This window comes from Bacteroides reticulotermitis JCM 10512, assembly GCF_000517545.1.
Lineage (GTDB): Bacteria > Bacteroidota > Bacteroidia > Bacteroidales > Bacteroidaceae > Bacteroides > Bacteroides reticulotermitis.
Genome location: NZ_BAIV01000007.1, coordinates 122,519 through 139,005, shown reverse-complemented (window position 1 = coordinate 139,005; position 16,487 = coordinate 122,519). Strand labels below are relative to the sequence as shown.

15 protein-coding genes and 1 tRNA gene are annotated in these 16,487 nt (G+C 41.9%); 10 read left to right on the top strand and 6 right to left on the bottom strand.

The genetic code is table 11. The annotated features are described in order from the left end of the window. Window positions 1–139: 139 nt before the first annotated feature. Window positions 140–1,060 carry a discoidin/SUN/FTP domain-containing protein gene (locus JCM10512_RS05975; protein ID WP_044161367.1) on the top strand — a complete coding sequence of 307 codons (921 nt, stop codon included), beginning with the start codon at window positions 140–142 and terminating at the stop codon, window positions 1,058–1,060. 92 nt (window positions 1,061–1,152) lie between these two features. Here JCM10512_RS05975 and JCM10512_RS23510 read toward each other — a convergent pair whose 3' ends face one another. After that, entirely contained in the window at window positions 1,153–3,684 is a 2,532-nt protein-coding gene (locus tag JCM10512_RS23510) for a hybrid sensor histidine kinase/response regulator transcription factor (protein ID WP_244436958.1), read from the bottom strand. 35 nt (window positions 3,685–3,719) lie between these two features. Next, on the bottom strand, window positions 3,720–5,177 hold the full coding sequence (locus JCM10512_RS23505) for a ligand-binding sensor domain-containing protein (RefSeq protein WP_244436956.1): 1,458 nt from the start codon (window positions 5,175–5,177) through the stop codon (window positions 3,720–3,722). A 390-nt stretch (window positions 5,178–5,567) separates the two neighbouring features. Between JCM10512_RS23505 and JCM10512_RS05965 the strand changes: the two genes are divergently transcribed. Both JCM10512_RS05965 and JCM10512_RS05960 read left to right on the top strand, forming a co-directional pair. After that, window positions 5,568–6,515, top strand: coding sequence for an SPFH domain-containing protein (locus tag JCM10512_RS05965; RefSeq protein ID WP_044161365.1), 948 nt, complete (start codon window positions 5,568–5,570; stop codon window positions 6,513–6,515). Between the two features lie 88 nt (window positions 6,516–6,603). Continuing rightward, complete coding sequence (locus JCM10512_RS05960; RefSeq protein ID WP_044161363.1) at window positions 6,604–6,786, top strand: type II toxin-antitoxin system antitoxin; 183 nt, start codon at window positions 6,604–6,606, stop codon at window positions 6,784–6,786. Window positions 6,787–6,795: 9 nt separating this feature from the next. On the opposite strand, the gene JCM10512_RS05955 is transcribed toward JCM10512_RS05960, so the two are convergent. Then, a complete protein-coding gene (locus JCM10512_RS05955) occupies window positions 6,796–7,506 on the bottom strand; it encodes an SIR2 family NAD-dependent protein deacylase (protein ID WP_044161361.1) in 711 nt (236 codons plus the stop codon). Window positions 7,507–7,890: 384 nt separating this feature from the next. Here JCM10512_RS05955 and bamJ (JCM10512_RS05950) point away from each other — a divergent pair, with 384 nt between their 5' ends. From bamJ (JCM10512_RS05950) to JCM10512_RS05930, 5 genes are all read left to right on the top strand, one after another. Then, on the top strand, window positions 7,891–8,475 hold the full coding sequence (gene bamJ, locus JCM10512_RS05950) for a BamJ family beta-barrel-assembly machinery protein (protein WP_044161359.1): 585 nt from the start codon (window positions 7,891–7,893) through the stop codon (window positions 8,473–8,475). Window positions 8,476–8,496: 21 nt separating this feature from the next. Then, a complete protein-coding gene (bamJ, locus tag JCM10512_RS05945) occupies window positions 8,497–9,363 on the top strand; it encodes a BamJ family beta-barrel-assembly machinery protein (protein WP_044161357.1) in 867 nt (288 codons plus the stop codon). A 173-nt stretch (window positions 9,364–9,536) separates the two neighbouring features. Next, a complete protein-coding gene (locus JCM10512_RS05940; protein ID WP_025076302.1) occupies window positions 9,537–10,001 on the top strand; it encodes an Lrp/AsnC family transcriptional regulator in 465 nt (154 codons plus the stop codon). Between the two features lie 4 nt (window positions 10,002–10,005). Next, complete coding sequence (locus JCM10512_RS05935) at window positions 10,006–10,317, top strand: DUF4491 family protein (protein ID WP_044161352.1); 312 nt, start codon at window positions 10,006–10,008, stop codon at window positions 10,315–10,317. A gap of 93 nt (window positions 10,318–10,410) precedes the next feature. Then, window positions 10,411–10,484 (top strand) — tRNA-Ile (locus tag JCM10512_RS05930). Window positions 10,485–11,635: 1,151 nt separating this feature from the next. Here JCM10512_RS05930 and JCM10512_RS05920 read toward each other — a convergent pair. Further along, window positions 11,636–13,051, bottom strand: coding sequence for an aminotransferase-like domain-containing protein (locus JCM10512_RS05920; protein WP_044161347.1), 1,416 nt, complete (start codon window positions 13,049–13,051; stop codon window positions 11,636–11,638). A 105-nt stretch (window positions 13,052–13,156) separates the two neighbouring features. Between JCM10512_RS05920 and JCM10512_RS05915 the strand changes: the two genes are divergently transcribed. After that, a complete protein-coding gene (locus JCM10512_RS05915; RefSeq protein WP_044161345.1) occupies window positions 13,157–13,627 on the top strand; it encodes a pyridoxamine 5'-phosphate oxidase family protein in 471 nt (156 codons plus the stop codon). A gap of 143 nt (window positions 13,628–13,770) precedes the next feature. Beyond that, complete coding sequence (locus JCM10512_RS05910) at window positions 13,771–14,616, top strand: methylated-DNA--[protein]-cysteine S-methyltransferase (RefSeq protein WP_044161343.1); 846 nt, start codon at window positions 13,771–13,773, stop codon at window positions 14,614–14,616. A gap of 39 nt (window positions 14,617–14,655) precedes the next feature. Here the strand turns inward: JCM10512_RS05910 and JCM10512_RS23500 are convergent, their stop codons facing one another. Together JCM10512_RS23500 and JCM10512_RS23495 are read right to left on the bottom strand one after the other, a co-directional pair. Continuing rightward, complete coding sequence (locus JCM10512_RS23500) at window positions 14,656–15,069, bottom strand: hypothetical protein (protein WP_081741236.1); 414 nt, start codon at window positions 15,067–15,069, stop codon at window positions 14,656–14,658. Next, window positions 15,042–16,460: a sialate O-acetylesterase gene (locus JCM10512_RS23495; RefSeq protein WP_081741240.1), complete on the bottom strand. Its 1,419-nt coding sequence runs from the start codon at window positions 16,458–16,460 to the stop codon at window positions 15,042–15,044. Before JCM10512_RS23495 ends, JCM10512_RS23500 begins: the two co-directional genes overlap by 28 nt. Between the last annotated feature and the right edge of the window lie 27 nt (window positions 16,461–16,487).

Genomic DNA, 16,487 nt, shown 5'->3' with positions numbered 1-16,487 from the left:
CTACTGTAATTCCAGAAGATTGGATTCAGATTTCCAGTGAAGCTTTCTCTACAACTTATAAAGGTAGTATATTGGAACGTGATTTTGTGGTATCGAAAGGAGTCAAATCCTCTCATATTTATATTATCAGCCAAGCTGAATGGTGCTTAGCTCCATTGAAAATGGCTCCAAGGTCAATATCGAAATCAAGGAGTCGGCAGTTATAGAAGAAAGAAAAACCACCGTAATTCTAATCTATGACGAACAGCATCAGGTAAGTATCCCCATTACTCAAGGGGCAGCTCCTGCAGCGTTAGTTAAAGAGATAAAATTCCCAACAGAGTTACTCGGGCAGCCTCTTGGAGCAGGCCAGACATTCGACTTAAATTCAGTCATGCAAATACTACCGGAAAATGCAGGGAATAAGGTTTTAAACTATAACATAACAGGAGATGAAGGTGTCATTTCAATAACGGATGGTATACTGAAAACTTTATCAGCAGGAAGTGCTACAATTACCGCAGCCGCTACAGATGCTAGTGAGATTACAGCAGATATAACAATTACTGTAAATAATTCTCTTCCATTCAAGAGAGACTTATGGACAATAGATACTTCTATCAGATACGAAAATGCAGACAAGACAAATTATGTACCTGACAATACGACCGGATTACCGGAACACTTATTAGATGAAGCAACTACGACTTATCTATCGCTAGCCAAACCAGGTAAAACGGTAAACGGCTGTAACACTCCGGAAGGACATGAGTTGTACTTCGTTGTTGATACAAAAGCTGAACAAACTTTCAACTATTTCATTTGGTCGCACAGAAGCAGTAACTCAATGACGTACTTAAGAATATGGGGTATTTCTATCTACGGTAGTCACGACGGCGAAAACTTTGACGTGATTCAAGAAAGCGTTCCAATTGATTATAGTACGATTGAAAATAAAATAGCTATTCCAGAATCGACATATAGGTATATAAAAGCTAAATTAGTGGATTGGAGCGACCTGAATGGGATAACCTCTGGAAGTTCATTACAAGTAGCCGAGTTTAACCTCGGAAAAGAATAACCGACATAACATATCGCATTAAACGTAAGAGGGGCAAAATTGCCCCTCTCTCTTTGAACGCATAAGGCATTTATTAAGTTTAAACAGGAAGATTACTTTTTTTTACTCCTTACACTTTGTGGAGTTACTCCAAAGAAAGCCTTAAAAGATTTACTGAAATAACGCGGAGAAGAAAAGCCTAGCCGCATAGAGATTTCCGAGATATTCAAATCGAAATGATTATTCAACAGGTACATTGCTTCATCTAACTTCACCTTCAATATAAATTCGTTCGGAGTCAATCCCGTTATACCCTTAAACTCCATATATAGTTTGCTGCGTCCCATACATAACTCGGAAGCAAGCATCGTAACATCAAACTGCAAGTTTTCAAAATTCGTTTTCACAATACTCACGCATTTCGCCAGAAATTCTTTATCACGTTCATTTACTGCTTCCAAAGCGGGTGTCTCCATTATTACTTTGCCTGCATAGTAAGACATTAAGCGCTTCTTATTATTTAACAAATTATTACAGCGAGCTACCAATACTTTCACATTGAATGGTTTTGTCACATAATCATCTGCTCCGAACATAAACCCTTCAACAGCATATTCTACAGAAGTCTGCGCGGTCAGTAATACTACAGAAATATGAGAAAGTTCCACATTAGTCTTTATTCTATAACACAGTTCTTTGCCGGACATCTCAGGCATCATCACATCACTGACAATCAAATCGGGCTGTATTTGCTGTACCATTTCCCAACCTTCACGTCCATTGTATGCAATATACACTTCATACATCGGTGAAAATATCTCTTTCAACATAAGGAGTAATTCTTCATGATCTTCCACCAGTAAAATGACCGGTTTGTTTTCTTCCTCTGAAAACTCGGCATTAGTTACAGCTTCTTCGATTGGAGTACTATAAAAAGGTAATGATGCTATTTCTGGAAGAATAGCCGATTCTCGACCTTCCGTAGAAGCCATTTCCTCATCACTAAAATGTCGGTTTCCCAGAGGTAGAGATAGCGTAAACTTGGCACCTTTGCCTATTTCACTTTCCACATCGACTGTACCATGATGCATGGTCATTATACCTTTTGCCAGCGCCAGCCCAATACCGGTTCCCAAAGTAGTAAAAGAGGTCGTATCTGTCTGATAGAACCGATCAAATATTTTCGACAGATGCTCCTGCGAGATACCGCTTCCGGTATCACTCACTATAACAACGGCTTGTGAGGCAACCTTTCTTACTTCCACCGTAATACTTCCTTTATTGGAAGTATATTTAAAAGCGTTAGACAGTAAATTGAAAATAACCTTTTGTAGCTGCTTCGAATCGAACCATGCCGAGACTGTATCTTCCAGATGCATAAAACGATAAGTTATCTCTTTATTCTGAGCGTACTCATAAAAACATAAATAGATCTGCCGGGTAAAAGGCACCAGATTTTGTTCTTCAACTTTAAGTTTTAAGTAACCCTGCTCCTGTTTCCGAAAATCGAGCAGTTCTGAAATTAGATTTCGCATATGCCAAGCGTTCTTATAAATACGCAGGATGCGATTATGCACCATCGAACCCAGCTTATCCATTTGCATCAAAGCCTCAATCTGCCCTAAAATGAGAGTTAACGGAGTACGAAACTCATGAGAAATATTAGTAAAGAAACGTAATTTCACTTGATTCAGTTCCTCAATCCGTTCTTTCTCTTTTCGTTCAAACTCTAAAGAAGATTTTAAAGCAGCTTGCCTCATTTTAAAACGTATAAAGGTCAACAACAAGCCGCTCAGACAAATAAAATAAATCAGATAAGCCCAGATTGTCGCATAAAAAGGAGCTGAAATATGCAGTTTCAAAGATATTTCTTTAGCTTCTATTTGTTTACTCTCCAATACACGTACGCGAAGCGTATAATCTCCCGGCGGTAAGCTCGTATAAGTTATCAATGTACCATTGGTTTGCGTCCAGACTTTATCAAGGCCGTCCATGCGATACTCAAACAGGCAATTCCGATCGTTGTTATAGCTAAAAGTCGCGAATTCGATAGTTACATTGTTTTGTTTAAAGTTTAGATAGATGTCCGATGTTCTGGCCAATATATCGGTCAGGATACCAGAACCGTCATTGGGTACAACTTCTTTATTGAAAATAAGTAATTTATCGAAATTCAGAAAGTTTTTGGCCGGAAGCGCTTTTAGAGATCTCTCCTGAAATATAGCCAGTCCATTGGTTCCAAGTAGCAAAACACTTCCCTTCTCAACTCGAAACAAAGCCGATCCTTGACTATACGTTTGATTAAACAAATGATATGTATTTTCCACTTCTCTCTTATCCTTATTATAAACAGTGATTCCTTTACCATGCAAAAAAAACAAGCGATGGCTATCTATCGACTCACATATATAGTAACAATAATCACTCGGCAGGAGCTGGTTGCTGGTGCTATAAGACTTAAAAGATCGATCCTTCTCGTTATATTTAAAGACTCCCGAACCTATGGTAGAGAAATAGACTTCCTGAGCACTATCTTCAAAAATATGAACTATTTTAAATTTGCCAACTGCCGCATTGAGCGAACTTTCGGATGTATAACGAGTTACTTCACCCGATGGCAGATGAATACATATTACCCCCCCCATGGTAAGTGCCATCCACATCCTATCTTTGCTATCAATCAGAAAAGTCTCATACAGATACTCCCGCTAGCCAGTTCCCAAATTTTCGCATCATTCAAAAGTGGTGTAAACTTCTCCGTGACCGGGTCCATAAATACCGGTCCCCCCTGTGTCAATAAAGCAAGACCATTTTTATATGCTTGAATATCATTCACGATTTCATGCGGCAATGATGTCCGATCACCTTTTACGGGATGAAAAGTCCGGCCTTTATTCGATTCCAGATCCAAAACAAACAACCCTCCCAAATGAGTTCCAACATACAAACGGTTATTTTCTTTCCGGTAATAGATAGACTTCAGGTTATCGCTTCCAATACTATTTGGGTCTTCTTTCCGGTGTTGATAGCGGGTAAACTTCTTCGTGTCGGCGTGATAACAATTCAAGCCACCGCCTTCTGTACATATCCATAAGTTACCGTTATTATCCTCCGCCATTTTTCCTACTACTGGAAAGCTCAGGCAATCTTCCTGCAAAGGCTCCGCACTATAAAAACGATTCGTAGCCTTATTCGGGTTGAACATATTAACTCCTCCGTAGTAAGTCCCTACCCAAATATTACTCTGCATATCTTTGCAGAGTGACAAAACTGAACTATGGCTCAGAGTATTTGATGAATTACCATATCGGGTATAGTGTTCCCACTCGCCAGTAACCGGATTATAGCTATCGAGACCACGAAAGGTTCCCACCCATATATTTTTAAAATCATCTTCCAGCACACATCTAACTTGGCTATCCGATAAGTCTCCCCCCTCAGCCTGACTTTGATAATGCGTTACTTTCCGATTTGGAGAAATACGATACAAGCCATTCCAAGACCCAACCCATATGTTACCATCACTATCACCGGATATACATCTACCCCTGTTGAGCGATACTATTTTTTCTTGCAACGCATGGTTCTCACGCGAAATTGCTACCAAATAATCAAGAGTAACTACCCATATATTCTTCTTGTCTACATACAAGGCTTCCCCCCGTTTGACTTCTTCTTCCAGCAATGTCACCAAAGTCAATTCAGGCCTTGTTTTTGTATAATAATAAACACCGTTTTTACAAGTTACCCAGAGCGTATCTTCCGCACAAAAAAGCCCCTTTACATCACCGCGACGCAAGCAAGTAAATTCTTCTTTATAAAGATCTAGTTGTACCAAATCATTCCCAGATCGGATGTACATTGTGCCCTTTCCATCACCACAGAGTTCGCTAATCTCATTCTTGGTTAACTTTGTGCTATCTTGCGAAGGACGATATATCTTCAGGTCTTTGCCATTGTATCGATTCAAGCCTTCCGTAGTGCCCATCCATACAGCCCCTAGTTCATCTTGATAGAGTGAGAGAATGCAGACTTGCGACAATCCATCCGATAACCCTAAATGTTTAAAATACTGCTCTTTAGCAACGATTCCTAGTAAAAACAGAAAGCATAGTAGGGAAGAAAAAGTCCTTTTCATGGTTATAAGAATTAAGTCAAAAGCAAATTTACGTAAAAAAAACAACACTTGGTTGCATTTTCCTTTTAATTAATATTGTTTTTTTACTACTATTCGTTGCGGTCAGAAGATGAAAAGCCTTTGTTAATAAATAAAAGAAATAAGCCACTTATTTATCCATAAAAGTATCCTTTCAAAAATAGCACCATGTCCGGAAAATAAATATTTGACCAAACAAAGCGTTTCTTTGTTTCAAAAAAGTATTTTCTCTAAAATTACAAACCGAACATTTATCGGCACACTATTGAGTAAAGCACTAATAATCCTTAAATAAAAAGTTCCCATCTTAGTTTTATCAAATATTATTCAATATATTTGTGATATCAAAACAATATCATAAAACAATCAACTATGGGAACAAAAGAAATTACGTATGAAGGAACTGCAATCAATGGATTCGCAGCCTTATTAATCAACTTAATCGCGCTACCACTCTTGGCTGCAGTCTCAGCAAATATTGGAATGAGCAGTGGTGCTTCAATCCTGTTGACCACCATCTTCGCAGCAAGTTTTTTTCTCATGCTTCCGGGATATTTCTCACAAGAGCCCAACGAGGGACGCGTAATGGTTTTCTTTGGTAAATACAAAGGCACTTTTACCCAAACGGGCTTCTTCTGGGTCAACCCTTTCATGAATAAAAAGAAGTTATCGATGCGGGCGCGTAATATGGAAGCTAAGCCCATCAAAGTAAATGATAAAATAGGTAATCCGGTATTGATTGGCTTGGTACTAGTTTGGAAACTCGAAGATAGCTATAAAGCCATGTTTGAAATTGATGCGCAGACCATGGCCGACAATAAAGGTAATGGTTCAATAGGCGTAACCGTTGCCGGACGAATGAATGCTTTCGAAGATTTTGTGCGTGTGCAAAGTGATGCTGCCCTTCGCCAAGTAGCGGGTTTGTACGCATACGATGACAACGAAGCCGACACAAATGAACTCACTTTGCGTAGTGGTGGTGAAGAGATAAACGAGCAGCTGGAACAAAAGCTGAATGAACGCTTAGCCATGGCCGGCATGCAAGTAGTCGAAGCTCGCATTAACTATTTAGCTTATGCTCCTGAGATCGCTGCTGTCATGCTACGTCGTCAACAGGCTTCCGCCATTATCTCTGCTCGTGAGAAAATTGTAGAAGGAGCTGTATCGATGGTCAAGATGGCCCTACATAAGCTCTCCGAAGAGGATATTGTTGAGTTGGACGAAGACAAGAAAGCAGCCATGGTTAGTAACCTACTAGTTGTTCTTTGTGCGGATGAAGCAGCACAACCGGTGGTAAATACCGGCACTTTGAATCATTAATAGTAACTTGCTTGGTGAGCCGGAACCGCCAACAACTAACCGGCTCACCAAGCATTATTGATAAAACTGAATAATAAGCAATAAGATAGTGGCCAAAAAAGAATCTTCAACTAAAAATTTTGTTTTGCGCGTAGATACCGAAACAATGGAGGCCCTCGAGAAATGGGCAGCCGATGAATTTCGTAGTACCAACGGACAACTCCAATGGATCATAACCGAAGCCCTCAAAAAGAGCGGGCGACTAAAAAAGACTCGAAGCGCTTCAAGCTAGCCTTTTCAACTAAAGAGCACCTTTCGTACACAAAGTCTTTATCAATTCAGCCATTCCCGCAGAGGCTCCTTTCCGGATAACATGTATCTTACGAGAAGCATGTACATCCACCGGATTGGGATCGATCAGATAAACGGGTACTCCATATCCAACATAATTCAGCAGACCGGCAGCAGGGTATACATTCATCGAAGTACCTATAATCACAAACAAGTCCGCTTGCTCTACATACCTGACTGCCGTTTCAATCATTGGTACCGCCTCACCGAACCACACGATAAAGGGACGCAATTGAGTACCATCACCTGCCAGATCGCCGATGTTTATATCGAATTCATCCGGACTCAACTCCTTTATATAATGCGGATTATTTGGATCTCTGCTCGAGCAAACCTTAGTAAGTTCACCATGCAGATGAATCACCCGGCTACTACCAGCCCTTTCGTGCAGATTATCTACGTTTTGAGTTACAACCGTAACGTCGAATTCCTTTTCCAACTCAGCCAACAATTCATGCCCCCGATTTGGCTCTACCTGTAATAATTGCTTCCGCCGTTCATTATAAAAACGAGTCACAAGTTCCGGATCGCGTCTATAACCTTCAGGAGTAGCCACCTCTTCTACCGAATACTGCTCCCACAAACCTCCTGTGTCGCGAAATGTATTAATTCCACTCTCGGCACTCATACCTGCCCCCGACAAAACGACCAACTTTTTCATAACTATGCCTCCTTTAATTTAACGCTATACAAAAATAAACAGAAAGTAGAGAATAATAAAACTTTCACCCACATATAATTGAGTGCCCATAGGCTAAATTTAATCGTCCTACACCTGTTATCCTTGTACCTGAGAACCTATTGAACTTCCGTCTGACAACTGTCAGGTAAATACTTCCTGACGTTCTAGATCATAATCTTTCGCTACAAACCCAGCAAATATGCAAATAAAAGCAACGAACTTTCACAGATATAAGAATTTTTAAATACCAAAAGCTAAATCATTCAAATAAAACACGTACTTTTGCGTTTCATAAATTTGCAACCGATTGAAAGCTAAAACCATGAAGGCACAACGCTTACAATCTCCAACAAAACATAGTATATGGACAAATTCAGTTATGCAATTGGTCTCGGAATAGGCCAAAACTTAGTAAGCATGGGTGCTAAAGGCATCGCAGTAGATGACTTCGCCCAAGCCATCAAAGATATATTAGAAGGCAACCAAACAGCTATCAGCCATCAGGAAGCCCGCGAAATAGTTAACAAGTACTTCGAAGAACTGGAAGCTCAAATGAGCGAAGCCAACATAGGACAAGGCAAAGCATTCCTCGAAGAAAACAAAAAGAAATCCGGTATCGTTACACTACCCAGCGGACTACAATACGAAGTCATCAACGAAGGAAGTGGCAAAAAAGCCAAAGCTACCGATCAGGTAAAATGCCATTATGAAGGTACATTGATCGATGGAACACTGTTCGACAGCTCCGTTCGTCGTGGAGAACCTGCCGTATTCGGTGTTAACCAAGTTATCCCGGGATGGGTAGAAGCACTGCAACTCATGTCCGAAGGCGCCAAATGGAAACTCTACATTCCTTCTGACCTAGGTTATGGAGCAAGAGGTGCCGGTGAAACGATTCCACCACACAGCACACTAATATTTGAAGTAGAATTACTCGAAGTATTATAAATAAAAAAAATCAAAAGCGTAATGAAAAAAGTTAGTATTTTTATGGCAATTGCCGCTGCTGCAAGCCTTGCTTCTTGTACAGCTCAAGCACCAAAAGCAAATCTTAAATCAGAACTCGATTCTCTGTCTTATTCCATCGGTATGTCTCAGACTCAAGGTCTGAAAGGTTACTTGGTAGGCCGTTTGGAAGTGGATACTACTTACATGGCAGACTTTATCAAAGGTTTGAACGAAGGTGCTAACAAAACTAGCAAGAAAGACATCGCTTATATGGCGGGTCTGCAAATCGGACAACAAATCAGCAACCAGATGGTGAAAGGTATCAACCAAGAACTTTTTGCAGGTGATTCAACCAAAACAATCAGCAAAGACAACTTCTTGGCAGGTTTCATCGCCGGTACATTGGAAAAAGGTGGTTTGATGACCATGGAAGCTGCTCAAGAATATACTCGCACAGCCATGGAAAGCATCAAAGCAAAAGCTTTGGAAGAAACATATGCTGACTACAAAGTTGAAAACGAGAAATTCCTTACTGCCAACAAAGCAAAAGATGGTGTGAAAACAACTCCAAGCGGATTGCAGTACAAAGTACTTACTGAAGGCAAAGGCGAAGTTCCTGCTGACACTTGCAAAGTGAAAGTAAACTACAAAGGTACAATGATCGACGGTACAGAATTCGATAGCTCTTACACTCGCAACGAGCCTGCTACTTTCCGTGCTAACCAAGTAATCAAAGGCTGGACAGAAGCTTTGACTATGATGCCTGTAGGTTCTAAATGGGAACTTTACATCCCACAAGAATTGGGTTACGGTGCAAGAGAATCAGGTAAAATCAAACCTTTCTCTACATTGATATTTGAAGTTGAACTCTTAGGTATCGAAAAATAAGAGTAGACTAAATAAAAGACCTATTTTAAATTGAATAGGTAAGAGGTGCAAAGACTTTTGCACCTCTTTTTTGCCTTTTACCTATTTTTTTTCTAGAAAAAGAGAAAGATTTAAAATAAATATCTATATTTGTTTACTATTTGATAACAAGCGGAAATTAAAAATTTATTATTATGGAAAAAATAGACAACCTTGACAGGCAGATACTAGAGATCATTTCTCAGAATGCCCGTATCCCTTTCAAAGACGTTGCGGCAGAGTGTGGCGTATCACGAGCGGCCATTCATCAGCGCGTACAAAGATTGATCGATCTAGGTGTCATCGTAGGCTCAGGATATCATGTCAATCCAAAATCTCTGGGCTACAGAACCTGCACCTACGTCGGAATTAAACTGGAAAAGGGTTCCATGTACAAATCCGTAGTAGCTGAGTTGCAAAAAATTCCGGAAATTGTAGAATGCCACTTTACTACGGGTCCCTATACCATGCTAACTAAACTATACGCATGCGATAACGAACACCTGATGGATTTGTTGAATAACAAAATGCAGGAAATACCGGGCGTGGTAGCTACCGAGACTTTGATATCCCTGGAACAAAGCATTAAGAAAGAAATACCAATTCGCATAGAAAAGTAAACGTATGGAATTTCTGAACGAATATCACCTAGCAGGATTATTCATCGGAATTTGTACCTTCTTAATAATCGGTCTTTTTCACCCCGTGGTAGTAAAGGCCGAGTACTATTGGGGCACTAAATGTTGGTGGATATTTCTGGCTTTAGGTGTTGCAGGTGTAATAGCCTCATTAAGTATAGATAATGTAATACTGTCCTCTCTGTTAGGCGTATTTGCATTCTCTTCGTTTTGGACGATCAAGGAAGTATTCGAACAAGAAGACCGGGTAAAGAAAGGTTGGTTTCCCAAGAATCCAAAGCGCAAATATAAATTCTGAAAAGAGAAAATATAGTGGTTTTTTATTGAAAGCTCTTGCATAGTTCATCAAAAAGCACTACTTTTGTCACCGCATCCGATAAAAGGATACGCCGGACTTGTAGCTCAGTTGGTTAGAGCAACAGACTCATAATCTGGAGGTCCCTGGTTCAAGCCCAGGCTGGTCCACAAAATATAAATATAGGTTCATAAGCAGCAGTTTATGGACCTATATTTTTTATATCCTCCTCCGATCTTTCTGCCTGAAAAAGTAGAATAGGATCATCTGCAAAAGCATAGAATTTGGATCCCTCAATTTCTCTAAGACTACTCAAGTTTTTACTCTTTTTGCAAACGAGACAGAATCCATGCAGCGGACTTGCGTTCCTTATTCCATCGCCGAAACCTGAAAAAAATATTATGCAGGATGTTTTACTTGAGTATGTCGTCATCGTCACTTTTTTGCATATCTTTCATCATATCAATCGTTTACAATGCGCCTTCTTTTTAAAATGAGTTTTTTTTCGATGTGCAATCAGCATGGCTTGCCTTCTCCCCGAGAAAAAGAGTATCGAATGAACCAAAGAAGCTTTTTTAAATCTATAATGTAGGCCTCTATTCGTACATTTATGCAATCGTTTCTTCTATTTATTCCTTTTAATTAGCTAACTCACATATTATGCAACAGGTAACTCACAATATGTGGGACAGCCGTTGCACAATTGTGAGTCAACTGTTCCACATATTGTGGAACAGCAAAATTAATGGGCAAAAATGCCTTTTTGGGTTGATTAGTATTATCTATTGCAGGGGATTTTGCCAAATATACAGCTTTGGCTATTGGTGTTGTCTATCGAATAAATCAGTATCAGGAAAGTATGCGCATTGTATTTTACTGTCAATCAGCCTGTTCTGTAAAAAAGTGATTTAATCATATAGTCGATTACATTTGTTTGCTCACTTGAATAACATAGCTTGTAGGTTAATTAGCTATCGATGTAATGCATTCTCTAGCTTGCACTTAACGGAAGACGTAGTGAATAGCCTTTTTTCTAGCGAAGATTAACATAGAATTATGCATGGTCCACATCACTTTAGCAGTGAGCTAAAAGAGGTTCATACGTAAAGATTACGCATTTAGCCCTTCCGGGATTGATAGCATCTGCGAGCATTTTTTAGCAAGCAATCAAGTATTAACACTGAACTTCCAGGTTATTAACAGTTTACCTAACAGAGATTAATACTTGAGACAATACCTATTAATAGCTGAAAGATGGGACACTCATACAGAAACGTCGAATGATTAACCAATGGATTGTCAAGCATATATATTCATACACTTACAGAAGTTTAGCCAATACTTCAATTCCATTACTTAATTCTGCTTCCGATAGTGACGCATAGCCCAGCCTGAGTCCGGTGATAGGAGTGTCGAAGCTGAATCGATCGGAGGTATAAAAGCTAACTAATTGGGTGTTGGCCTGCTGCTTAAGCCGAAACAGGTCTACAGTCGCAACAGGCTTGATCCAGAAAGCAAGCCCGCCATCAGGCTTCTTATAGATAACTTTATCAGGCAGGTAATGGTCCAGAAGTGAAGCGAAGTAATCTCTTTTCCGCTCGTAATAGCTGAGCATTCTTTTCTGATGCCGCCGGATATCGCCATCGCCAATCAACTCCATGATGGACTGCTCCATAATCGTATCGCCTTGTCCGTCTATTATCTTTCGCAGTTGCCCGATCTTAATTATGAAACGGGGACTAGCGGCAATGTATCCAACTCGTATCGCTGGGGCAATCAGCTTACTCAAAGAGCCGATATAGACGTAGTTGCTTTTGTCCATGCTCTCGAACGAAGAGATGGGCAAGACGGGACGCTGTGAGAAATGGAACACATTATCATAATCGTCCTCAATAATCGTAAACCCATAGAGGTTGGACAGTTCAATCAGCTTCAGCCGACGTGCCAAGCTAAGCGTTGCCGTTGTCGGATATTGGTGATGTGGCGTCAGGTAGACAGCCTTTACCTTTCTCTTTTGCAGGACCGACTCCACCTCGATAACATCGATCCCTTCATCGTCAACGGGGATAGGAATGATGCGAGCTCCGGCATGTTCGAATGCTTCCCAGGCAGGCCTAAAACCGGGATTTTCCACCAGTATAACATCGCCCCGTTCCAACAGACAATGAGCCGTGAGAAACAAGGCCATCTGACTTCCTCTTGTTATGCAGATCTCATGCGAAGAGGTTCTCATGCTTCTGTTCTGATTCAGCATGTTGGAAATGACGTGACGAAACTTTTCATCCCCGAACTCACTCGCCAGATTCATAATCTGCCACCTCGCTTTACGGTTAAAGATCCGGCGATACGCACGGGCAAGTTCTTCCATCGGAGCGCATGAGACATCGGGCAATCCATCGTCGAAAAAGATAAGATCCTTTCTGTATATTTCGGTCAGCGGCTGTTGAACCTCTTCTTTTTCGCTCGCAGGAGTAATTTGTATCTTATCGGAGATACACGTTCGTTTCCGTTCTTCGGAAATGAGCCAGCCTTCGGCCAAGAGAATATCAAATGCCTGCACCACCGTGTTTCTGTTCACACGAAGTTCGGCTGCAACCTGCCGTGTACCGGGCATAATCTCGCCGGCTTTCCACGTCCCGTTTTTGATGAATCCGATTATACCATCGGCTATCTGTATATAAATGGCTTTCTTTGCCGTTCTATCTATCTGAGCTCGAAGCGGGGTTAAATCAAACATCTGGACTATCTGTTTTTATTCATTCTGAGCCACAAAGATAGTCCTATTGTTTCATACCTTTGCGTCCGATAAAAGAATTATTAACCATTTATAAAAGAGCAAACTATGCAAGGAAGAATGAAACAGCATCCGTTGAATGCAACCGAAATAGCCGAAGTATTGAATAAATCGGAGGTGGGCAGAATAGCAACTAACGACCCGAACGGATTTCCGTACATCGTACCCGTTCACTACATTTACTGGAATGAAAAGATCTACATTCACGGACTTGTAAAGGGACAGAAGATAGATTATCTAAAGCTGGATTCCAAGGTAGGGTTCGAGGTTGACGAAATGGGCGCGATCTTACCCGACGAGCATATTGTGTGTGATACGAATACCGTATTCCGCAGTGTTATTCTATTGGGGAATGCCCAGATGGTGGACGAAACGGATCTAAAAAGGAACGTACTCAAACGCGTTGTAGAAAAATATACCCCTGAACTCAGCCACCTCGAGTTTCCGGAAAACATGTTCAAAGCCACGGGTATTATAGAAATTACCCCGGTTGCCGTCACAGGAAAATATTACAAATAACCGCAAGATTCGGGTTTCCAATCCACCTTCTTTTGACTAACTTTGTACCCGGTAAGAGACAAATCGCAACGACAAAGAGTATGCCCATAGCGCATATTCCGGATTAGTTGCATGGGTCGAACAACAAAAAGAAAGGACTACGAATGAATACACAGCAGATCATCGATTTCGAAAGAATCAAGGATGCGATTGAATATCTCCATGCAAATTACAAACTGCAACCGAGTCTGGACGAGGTGGCAGAGCATGTACACCTCAGTCCGTACCATTTCCAGCGGATGTTTTCCGAGTGGACAGGAGTCAGTCCCAAACAATTCCTGCAATACATAAGCCTTGCGCATGCAAAAAGTCTCTTGAAGGAGACCCGTGCGTCGCTTTTTGATGCAGCGCATGAAGTAGGACTATCGGGTACAAGCCGTTTGCACGACCTCTTTGTACACATTGAAGGCATGACTCCCGGCGAATATAAGAACGGAGGCGAAAACCTCTCGATCAATTACAGCCTGGCCGAAAGTCCGTTCGGTAACATTCTGGTTGCTTCTACCCCAAAAGGCATCTGCTACATGGCTTTTGCCGATAAGGAAGAAGAAGCATTCGAATCCCTAAGAAGCACATACCCTAACGCAAAATATAGCAACACTACAGACCGGTTGCAACAAAACGCAGTTTTTGTATTTACACAAGACTGGTCGAACCCGGCCGAGATCAAGCTTCACGTGAAAGGTACCGATTTCCAACTAAAAGTGTGGGAGACTCTCTTGCATATTCCGGCAGGAAAGCTGACAACATACGGAGACATTGCCCAAAAGATAGATAGTCCCAAAGCCAGCCGCGCGGTCGGTTCGGCCGTCGGAAGTAACCCGGTAGCCTTCCTGATACCCTGCCACCGAGTTATTCAATCCAGCGGTATACTGGGCGAATATCACTGGGGAAGTTCCCGCAAGGCGGCTATGATTGGATGGGAAGGAGCAAAATCAGTAAACGACTAATTCAAAGCTGCTACCCTATCGAGCAAACAGAGAAGAGCACTAGTTGTTTTTCTGCATTTCGACATGAATAGCACCCCCGAAAGGATCGAAATCAAACAGGGCCTTGCCCGGGAGAATCTGTACTTTCAATTTCCGTCTCCCCTGACGAACAGTCAGTTTCCGGTTGTTATCCAATTCAATCACTGCCGTTAGCGGTTCTGTGAAGAGAGATGCATCCAGTTTCAGTTCAGGCAGAACCGTAAAACCCTTGGCGGTTTTCACGACTTCATACGTTATGGCCTTTTGCTCCCGAATGTATGCCGCCACTTCCCGAAAGGTTCCTACCCATATTTTATCTTCCTGAGCCTTCACCTTGCGTAAATGCTCCCAAAAGATTTCCGCATCGCTGAAATGATCGTACCCGTACGTAATTCCATGCGTCATCGTCACTCCCCAATCTTCCGCGGCAAGCAAGTCGTCGACACGTTTTTCAAGATTTGCGTGGGTGGACTTTCCGCCGACAGAAAACTGCAAGAGACGAGTTGCGATACGTCCTTGGGAGGCAACCATGACCGATGTATCGCTCTTGGCATTGCCCGGATAACAGAATGTACGCGGGAAAACACCTGTTCGACTGAAGATAGCCGTATCATTGTGTTGAATCTCGTAGCGTAGAGCTTCCCCATGCAAACGCGGCAGGCTTTGATGGCCCATCCGTGATTTGAAACCTCATGCCCGGCAGTGGCCAATTGTTGCAGTTGCGCCCAATCCATTCGCGGTTTACCGGCTTCCCGCATAGCCTCAGGATTTGTTTCCCACTGCCGAATGGTGTTTCCGTTTATCCAGAATGTTCCCTTAAAGCCCAGCTTTTCGAACATCGGTGCCACAAGTGTAGCATGCTCCTCCAATCCATCATCAAAAGTATAACTGATTGCGGCGGCTTTATCACCCCGGTACTTGGCTACGCGAAAACCGGACTTATCCGAATTCTGGATTTTGCTTAATACCTTATACATTTCCCGCCCAAGGTATTCTGCTCCTTTCTCGTTAAAGTGTGTCCGGTCACCTTGCAATTCGCCTTCGGACATATCGATCAGATATGCGTTGGGATCTTCCTCGGCTATTCGTCGCATCGCCGCGTCGACAAGCGGCTTATAATGACGGTTCGCGTGAGGAATCGAACCAAAGATGAAAGGCAAACGCATATAATCTTTCCCGGTCTTCTCTGTCAGATGTCTTCGGACATAAGCGACCACAGCTTTCAGGTTTTCATAATACTTCTTTTCGTAGCGGTCGTCACTTTCTCCTTGATGCCACAAGAAAGCATCGATTGTATAACCTCCCTCTAGTTTGGACAACGTACGATCAATCGCCTCATCGATGGCATCGGTAAAGGATAACAGCAGCGACCGGCCGCCTTTCTCATACGAAGCGGTCCGTGCCAGCCAATCTGCATTCGCCGACCAATAACGCCCTTTTGCCGAATCATTGGGGTATTGAATGGAAGTACCGCCAACAGCATATTTCACCACATAGAATTCTTCCTGCAACGCCTCTTCTAAAAGATAATACGTCACCGCATCGTAAGCCCATAGCCCATCTGTAAGCCTCCCCTTGGGGAAATAAGGAATAAACTGACCATCGCCACGATTCTGTGAAATCTTACAGAAGCGATACGCTCCGGTAGTAAAACCAACCGTATCAGTCGCCAATGCTTTCATATAGCCGGGCAAAAGGCGGTTATTCACACGTCCATCGGTATTCGACTGTCCGGCAGTGATTAGAACATGAGATTGCGCATGCAGTATTCCTAATTGGCAGTTGCCAATTAGGAATATTAAGAGTATCAAGACCCGGTGTTTCATCTTTATAAAATAGCGGACTTCCATTGC